Source organism: Fusibacter sp. (assembly GCF_057447755.1).
Map to the genome: position 1 here is coordinate 1 of NZ_JBVBZF010000165.1, position 7,737 is coordinate 7,737.

Annotated in this window: 8 protein-coding genes; 6 read left to right on the forward strand and 2 right to left on the reverse strand. The window is 35.5% G+C overall.

Features of this window, described 5'->3' with window-relative positions; genetic code table 11:
- Window positions 1-677: PDC sensor domain-containing protein (locus AC220I_RS15055; RefSeq protein ID WP_486724678.1), on the reverse strand; the 677-nt coding region annotated here is incomplete at its 3' end.
- Window positions 678-882: 205 nt separating this feature from the next.
- Here AC220I_RS15055 and AC220I_RS15060 point away from each other — a divergent pair.
- The 6 genes from AC220I_RS15060 to AC220I_RS15085 all read left to right on the forward strand — a co-directional run bounded on the left by AC220I_RS15060 (window position 883) and on the right by AC220I_RS15085 (window position 7,130).
- Window positions 883-1,965: an HD-GYP domain-containing protein gene (locus AC220I_RS15060; RefSeq protein WP_486724679.1), complete on the forward strand. Its 1,083-nt coding sequence runs from the start codon at window positions 883-885 to the stop codon at window positions 1,963-1,965.
- 253 nt (window positions 1,966-2,218) lie between these two features.
- A complete protein-coding gene (locus tag AC220I_RS15065; RefSeq protein ID WP_486724680.1) occupies window positions 2,219-2,785 on the forward strand; it encodes a glycerol-3-phosphate responsive antiterminator in 567 nt (188 codons plus the stop codon).
- A gap of 453 nt (window positions 2,786-3,238) precedes the next feature.
- Window positions 3,239-5,065, forward strand: a complete 1,827-nt coding sequence (gene glmS, locus AC220I_RS15070; RefSeq protein ID WP_486724681.1) for a glutamine--fructose-6-phosphate transaminase (isomerizing) — start codon at window positions 3,239-3,241, stop codon at window positions 5,063-5,065.
- A gap of 211 nt (window positions 5,066-5,276) precedes the next feature.
- The gene (locus AC220I_RS15075) at window positions 5,277-5,933 is read left to right on the forward strand and encodes a hypothetical protein (protein ID WP_486724682.1); all 657 of its coding nucleotides are present in this window, start codon (window positions 5,277-5,279) and stop codon (window positions 5,931-5,933) included.
- A 105-nt stretch (window positions 5,934-6,038) separates the two neighbouring features.
- Window positions 6,039-6,572 (forward strand): hypothetical protein, encoded by a 534-nt coding sequence (locus AC220I_RS15080; protein ID WP_486724683.1) that lies wholly within the window; start codon window positions 6,039-6,041, stop codon window positions 6,570-6,572.
- Between the two features lie 234 nt (window positions 6,573-6,806).
- Entirely contained in the window at window positions 6,807-7,130 is a 324-nt protein-coding gene (locus tag AC220I_RS15085) for a cupin domain-containing protein (protein WP_486724684.1), read from the forward strand.
- Window positions 7,131-7,312: 182 nt separating this feature from the next.
- Here the strand turns inward: AC220I_RS15085 and AC220I_RS15090 are convergent.
- The coding region (locus AC220I_RS15090) for a PAS domain S-box protein (RefSeq protein WP_486724685.1) at window positions 7,313-7,737 on the reverse strand (425 nt) is incomplete at its 5' end.

A 7,737-nucleotide genomic window follows, 5' to 3' on the forward strand; every position in this document is an offset into this window, starting at 1 on the left:
GTTTGATCTGTTTTCTTTATGATATTGAGGTGATCATCCAGTAAAATAATGGTTTCTGTGCTGGATTCAACGGGCAGGTTTTCCGGTTTAAAGTTAACGCCAACGAGCCCCACTGTATCTTTGTCAACAATAATAGGCGCAACGACGCTAAAAACTAAATCGCCACTATATGGATCAATGTATTCAGAGGAAAGGATCGTTTGACGAGGGTCATATTGCCAGGGATAAGGGGTTTCATCGGAGTCTAAATCGATCTGACTTTCGAATGTAGCATTATGAAAAAAAAGTTCTTTTCTATATTTTGACCATACAAAAATAGAGGTTATTCTAGCGTCTTTAGATTGATATGCATTTATATCACGAATGACACTCTTATACCCATCGACGTTTTCAATTGAATGATTGATATTAATATATCTAGACTTCGATAAGAACTGTGTTAGATTCGGATCCTGTGAAAGGAGCTCGCAGATTGTGATTTTACTGTTTATATAATATTTTAGCTCTGTATATGTATTGTCTAGATTGCCATATGTAATTTCATCTGTACCCTCCATTATGGTTGTCTGCATGGCATCAAATAGGTAAAGCATGACAAAGAATGAAGATGCCATTAGCAATAAAAATGTCACTAGGCTAATTTTTGTTGAAAACTTGCGAACTAAATTTAATTTCATAAAGGCCTCCTGTTCTCAAGCGTTACAAAACCTATACCCTTTATTGTGTTCACAAAATCTTAAAGTTTTTCACTTGATTATTGTGATATAATTATAAAAAAAAAGTGATTGTAATGTATCCGACTAAATAAGTTTGTGAGCAAGATAATTGGGGTAGATATTACGTGGGATTGAAGTTGCAATAAAATGAAAGGTTGGGACAAGAATGAGACTGATACACATTAATGAGATTAATCCAGGTATAATAATAGCAAAGCCAATTTACGATTCAAAACTTTCATTACTCGTTCAAAAGGATGCTGCACTCAGTAGTAATCTCATTGAGAAATTAAAACAAATTGACATTAGACATGTATATGTTGAAGATGAGATTTCAAAGGGGATTGTCCTAGAACCGATGATTCCTGATATATTAAAACTCCAAGCAATAACACTTATGAAAATGATCTATGAATTGCATGATCAAGGTAATGGTGAGAAACCAAAACAAGTTAGAGAAGAACACATTAGATCTTTAAGGGCAATTATTGATGATATGATTTCCGAAATTTATGATCAATATGACAAAAAGTACTACAGTACAGAGTTGATGGGTGCAGAGATGTACCATTATGACCATGCTGTTGAAGTTATGATCCTTTCGGTTTTAATTGGTAAGAAGATGGGTTTAGATAGGGAACGTCTTTTAAAACTTGGCATGGGCGCTATTCTCTCTGATATTGGCAAGTCAAAAGTCCCTGACCATATTTTAAATAAAAAAGGTAAGCTGGAACCAAATGAGTTCGAACAGATGAAAAGACATGTTGAGTACGGTTATGATATGGTAAAGGAACTTGTTGAACTTTCGCCATTATCGAGACAAATTATTTTGCTCCACCATGAAAAACTGGATGGTTCAGGTTATCCGAATGGTTTTGTTGCGGATCAAATTCCCTTGTTGGTTCGAATTGTTACCATTTGTGATATCTTTAGTGCAATCGTCTCAGATAGGACTTATAATAACCGTATTTCTGTTGATGTAGCACTTGAGATTTTGAGATCTGCTGCACCTGTAAAGTTGGATGCAGATATTATCAACTACATGCTCCAAATCGTAGATATGTATCCTCCTGGCACCCTTGTTGAACTCAGTACTGGGGACTATGCAATTGTCATTGAGAATAACTTGAGTGCCCCTACAAGACCGATTTTAAGGGTTATAAAGGGTGATCAGTTTGAAGTGATTGATATGATGAAGGATTTAACCATATTCATTAAAAAGGTAATTCCAAGACTTCCAAATAGTTAAGCAATACAGACAAGGTAATCTCTGATATAAGGATCCTTATGCGAGCAGATTATAAAACGAAGAATAACATATGAAGAATAACATATGAAGAATAACATATGAAGAATAACATATGAAGAATAACATATGAAGAATAATATATGAAGATTAACATATGAAGAATAATATATGAAGATTAACATATGAGGATTAATGTATGTAGATTAGTATATGTGGATTAATATTTTTAAAATTACTTCCATCTGGGGGCGAGATGATTCACGAATTTATTCAAAGAACAAATGAATACCCGGTAATAGGTGCTATCGGGGATAATACCGTCCTCGATCAAGCTTTAAGCTCCGATTGTGAAATTTTATTTTTCTTGTCGGGCAGCATTTTTGATATTGGTAAAAATGTTAAAAAGGCAAAAGATGCAGGCAAAATGGTATTCGTGCATTTGGACCTTCTTGAAGGTTTCTCTAGAGATGCAGTTGCAGTAGAGTATTTGTGTAAGATGACAGAAACTGATGGTATTATTACCACAAAGAGCAGTATGATAAAAGTGATTAAGTCTTTTAAGAGAATCTCAATACAACGTTTGTTCCTCATAGATTCAATAAATTTCGAAGCAGGGATAAAGTCTGTGAAGCAGACTCAGCCTGATGCTGTGGAAATTTTACCCGGTATTATGCATGAAATCACAAGTCAAGTAGTGGCACAAACAAAAACGCCAATTGTTACAGGGGGTCTTATTCAATCTAAAGAGGATATTATACAGAGTTTGAAGGCTGGAGCACAGGCGGTTTCCACCAGTAATGCCAATCTGTGGGGCTTATGAGTTTAGTCTTATGATGATGGACTCAGCACTGGACAATTTTATTATTTGAATATGAAGGGTATATGCCCTTGACCATCTTAAATGGTTTAAGGGCATTCGTTTGTCATGGATTTGTAATGGCGGCAAAGTTAATAGAGGTTGTAAGCTAGAAAACCGTATGCTATAATGCATGTAGAAGGGAGGGGATATCATGAGACTCCTAAAAACTTAATAGAAGCGCCAGAACTGCAAATAGCAGTTGACGAGGGCGGGGTTAATCGAAAGTTCGGCGGGTGCCCCGCGGTGTAATCAACACCGTTAAATACCATACAAATTCTTGAAGTGATTTGAGAGACAAAGGTGGTAGGTTGATTCAAGGCTATAAGTGCATCAAAAAACCAGCACCTAGATAGGGTGTTTTTTTATTGCCTGAAATCTGATATCAGGACTAATTATTTGAAGGAGAATACACATATGTGTGGAATCGTAGGCTATATCGGAAGTAACAATGCAATCCCGTATTTAATGGAAGGTTTATCAAAATTAGAATATAGAGGTTATGACTCGGCAGGTATTGCCATAAATTTAGATCATGAAATAAGAGTGTTTAAATCAAAAGGCCGTTTGAAGAATTTAGAGGATTCTTTGGATATGACTATGCAAACAGTGCTTGGTATCGGTCATACAAGATGGGCGACACATGGAGCCCCTTCAGATTTAAACGCACATCCCCATACAAATGAAAACAGTACAATAGCAGTCATTCACAATGGTATCATTGAAAACTATATGGAAATTAAAGAATGGCTCATCAATGACAAAAATGTTCACTTTAAATCAGAAACAGATACCGAGGTAATTGCACATTTGATTGATTACTACTATGAAGGTGATTTGTTAGAGGCGGTTAACAAGGCGATTGAAAAAATGGAAGGTGCATATGCAATTGGTGTCATCGCTAAGGATGAACCAGATCGATTAATTGCTGTCAGAAAAGACAGTCCGTTAATTGTTGGGCTCGGTGAGGGCGAAAATTTCATCGCATCGGATATTCCTGCACTTTTAAAATACACTAGGGACATTTTACTCATTGAGAACGATGAAGTCGTTGAACTCAAAAGAGATAAGGTAACCATCTTTAATGCCTTTGGTCAGATTGTTGAACGTGATATTTATAAAGTAACTTGGGACATGGAATCTGCTGAAAAGGAAGGTTATGAGCACTTCACACTAAAAGAAATCCATGAACAACCAAAGGGTGTTAGAGAAACTTTCACAAGAAGAATGGACAAGCATTCTAATATCCAGCTTGAAGGCATTAACATAACAGCAGACGACCTCAAAAAAATCAATAAGATTTACATTGTTGCATGTGGAACGGCTTATCACGCAGGGTTAATTGGAAGACGCGCATTTGAGACGCTTGCTAAAATTCCAGTGGAATGCGATGTGGCATCAGAATTTAGATATCGTGATCCTTTTATAGATGAGAATACACTCTTTATCGCAGTTTCGCAATCAGGCGAAACACTTGACACCCTACAGTCTCTTAGAGAAGCAAAGCGAAAAGGGGCTAGAGTTTTAAGCATCGTCAATGTGGTCGGAAGCTCTGTTGCCAGAGAATCAGATGATATTTTCTATACATGGGCTGGACCTGAAATAGGGGTTGCATCAACAAAGGCCTTTACGACTCAACTTACAGCCTTCTATCTTATTGCACTTCATTTTGCCAAACTTAATGGTTCGATGAGTGATAGTAGCATTAAAGAAATCGTAGATGAGTTTAAGATGATGCCTGAGATGATTCAGTCAATTCTTGACCAAAGCGAAGTCATTCAAAAGCTGGCTGCTTCTCAGTTTAACAATGAAAAAGTGTTTTTCATGGGAAGGGGTATGGATGCTGATCTAGCACTTGAGGGTTCACTTAAGCTCAAGGAAATATCTTATATCAACTCGTTCTCAATAGCCGCAGGTGAGCTTAAACACGGAACGATTGCCCTTATTGAAGACAATACTTTTGTTGTGGCACTGGCAACTCAGGAACGCCTATATGAAAAAATGGTGTCTAACATCAAAGAGGTTAAGGCAAGAGGTGCCCATGTATTTGCAATTGCAAAAGCAGGAAAAAGAGAAATTGAGAAATCTGCTGATGAAGTCTTCTACATTCCAGAGACTTTAGACATCTTAACGCCAATATTAGCGGTAATTCCGCTTCAAATGCTAGCATACTACATTTCTTCGATTAGAGGCAATGATGTGGATAAACCAAGAAATCTTGCCAAATCGGTAACGGTGGAGTAGGTAAGTTTGATAATTTGGTTTTCAAATCAGTCTGATGTTTTCTATCAGCTTGGTATATGACAAATGAAAAATAAGTGGAGATCCCTTGGGGATCTCTTTTTTTATGATTTTCTGAACTTGTGAAAATGATAATTTATTTAAAAATCACAATATTAATTTAAAAAATAGTATAATCTAAGATAAGGCGTGAGTGAGCCGCGAGTGAGGATATATGAACTTAAATTATAATTGGCGACAAATAGAGAAACATAAGGGGCGACAAAGATATAGCCTTCTAATAATATTTTTGTGTACTTTTGCTTTTATATTGGGATGTCAAGCAGAGTCTAATAAGCCATTTCTAGACATCAGAACAGATATTGCCAATAGTGAAATTGATTTCTTTATCAATCAGGACGTTCAAAAAAATTATTACTATAAAATTGACTATAATGACCGAGAATATAAGCAATATACAAAATCGGATCATGAATGGAGCATATTATATGATTATTCTTATAGAGACGTGACCAAAGTAAGCATAAGTGTATATGAAGAACAGGGTAGTTCAGAACTCTTATTTTCTAAATCCATATTAATCGTGATTGACCCTAGTGATTATGACTTTTCCAATAATGTTTATGATATTTACTACGCATCTCGGTATGATATAACACTGGATAAAATTGTAGAAAGTAAAGGGCAATTGCTTTCAATAGATCTAGAGGGAGATCAACCTTCTGGTGACCTAAGCAAACTTTTAAACTGCAGTAAACTCAAATATATTTCACTAAACAATTGCCCCAATATAAGTGGGCTCAGAAGTGATTTAGATGAATTAGCTAGCTTGGATTATGTTTACATCCATGCATCAGAAAATATAAAGTAAGGGTATGTTTTGTTTTATGAGTTATTCAAAAGCGTATGGGTATAAATGATTATTGATGGGTGAACAAGCCCAATAATTTTTCTTGATTTATTTATTGGAGGTCCTGTGAAACAAAATAATAAAATGAGAACAAAGGATATTACTTATATAGCGCTTGGTATTGCAGCACTAATATGTGGTGGTATTGCAATTTACCAAGTGAGTTCTTTTGTGGCAATACCAGGTGTCAAGTATATTTTGCTTGCACCATATCTTTCTATGATCATGTATGTATTAATCTCTAAAATTAAGGTTAAACACGCCGTCTTCGTTATAGGTGTTCCCTTTGGCTTAATTATGGTTTTAATGAACGTCTTCATGATGGTTGCGATAATTATGACATCTTTCTTAACTGAGGTTTCTCTTTTAGGTGTTCGTAAACCTGAAAAGAGGGCGGTCATGGGTGCTATTTTCTTTTCAGGCTATACTGGCCTATCATCATTATTGATATCCAAGTATGCCATTGGAGGCATTTTTGAACAAATTCCTTTAAACTGGATTTTATTCACGACCATATTGTGTATTTCTTTCGGTATTATTGGGGCTTTAATGGGACGAAAGATACTGAGATATATTAACCGATATCACAAATCTCTTTAGAAAATCACCTGCTAGGAGAAGAGCACGTTAAACCGTGGGCTTCATTTAGGAGGTGTTTTAATTTGAAGTGAATATTTACAAAGATTATTTCAACATACATTATGTTATCAAACCATGCAATAATTATGGATTTAATAAAAAACATTGGTAACCTGTGTTACACCATAATATTGTATAATGCGGTATTATGATCTTAGAATTAATGTATAAAATAGAGTAAGGTGAGGGAAAGTTATGGAAAAAAACTATGGGTTTACATTTGGAAGTGAAAAAGCTATTGAAAAGATCGTGGACGATCATGGTGATTTCAATGAGATTCAAATTAATCATGTGACTTTACTAAATGGAGATGGATTGCCAGTGCATCAAGCAAATGCAAATGTTTATCTGATTATTCTTAAAGGCGTTATGACAGCAGCCTTTAACGGGATGCATTCTAAGGCATACACAGCAGGTGAGATCATCAATGTACCTAAAAATACTCAAATGGACATTTCTAATAGGGAAACACAACTTTTGGATTTTATGATTGTTAAAGCTTTCCCAAAAGAAGATTAGTCCTAAATGAAATCATTTGACCTTTGTAAAAAAATTACAGTATAAACTAATAAAGACGTCATCAAATCATAAAGGATTTGATGACGTCTTTTTATTGTAAATCATTCGTTTTTTGGCAAGACTGTTCAACTTGCCAAAAGCGGTTAGATGCGCAAAAACATGGCTTTGGCCTTAAATAATTTTTATGTTTGCAAATGGGCATTTTTGACTTGACTTAAATCTGAACACGATAACAATATGAATTTGTTTTTTCCCATTGAGCCTAGGTGAGAGTAGACTTCCACTGGAACATATTGATCATCCTTGGTTTTAAAAACGGATATATCGTGACACCTTTTGTATTGGTTGAGTTTTTTCAGTCGCATAGAGGCGGTGTTAGTTTGGGGTTCAAAAATATGAGGGCCTACTAAACCTGTCAATTCCTCAGGACTGTACCCAAGGAGCTCACAAGCAGATTGATTGGCTTGAATGAGCTCGCCATAAGAATCACCATGTACATACTTAAAAACGATAATTGCGTTTAAAGAATTGTCAAACACTTCGTGAAAGTGACTTTCGTTAAGAAGCGTAAATTCATTAAAGCGATCAATGGTATATTCTTCAAAAA

Coding starts and splice junctions, on each gene's coding strand:
- AC220I_RS15060 (WP_486724679.1), top strand. CDS start 883: ATGAGACTGATACACATTAATGAGATTAATCCAGGTATAATAATAGCA.
- AC220I_RS15065 (WP_486724680.1), top strand. CDS start 2,219: ATGATTCACGAATTTATTCAAAGAACAAATGAATACCCGGTAATAGGT.
- AC220I_RS15075 (WP_486724682.1), top strand. CDS start 5,277: ATGAACTTAAATTATAATTGGCGACAAATAGAGAAACATAAGGGGCGA.
- glmS (WP_486724681.1), top strand. CDS start 3,239: ATGTGTGGAATCGTAGGCTATATCGGAAGTAACAATGCAATCCCGTAT.
- AC220I_RS15085 (WP_486724684.1), top strand. CDS start 6,807: ATGGAAAAAAACTATGGGTTTACATTTGGAAGTGAAAAAGCTATTGAA.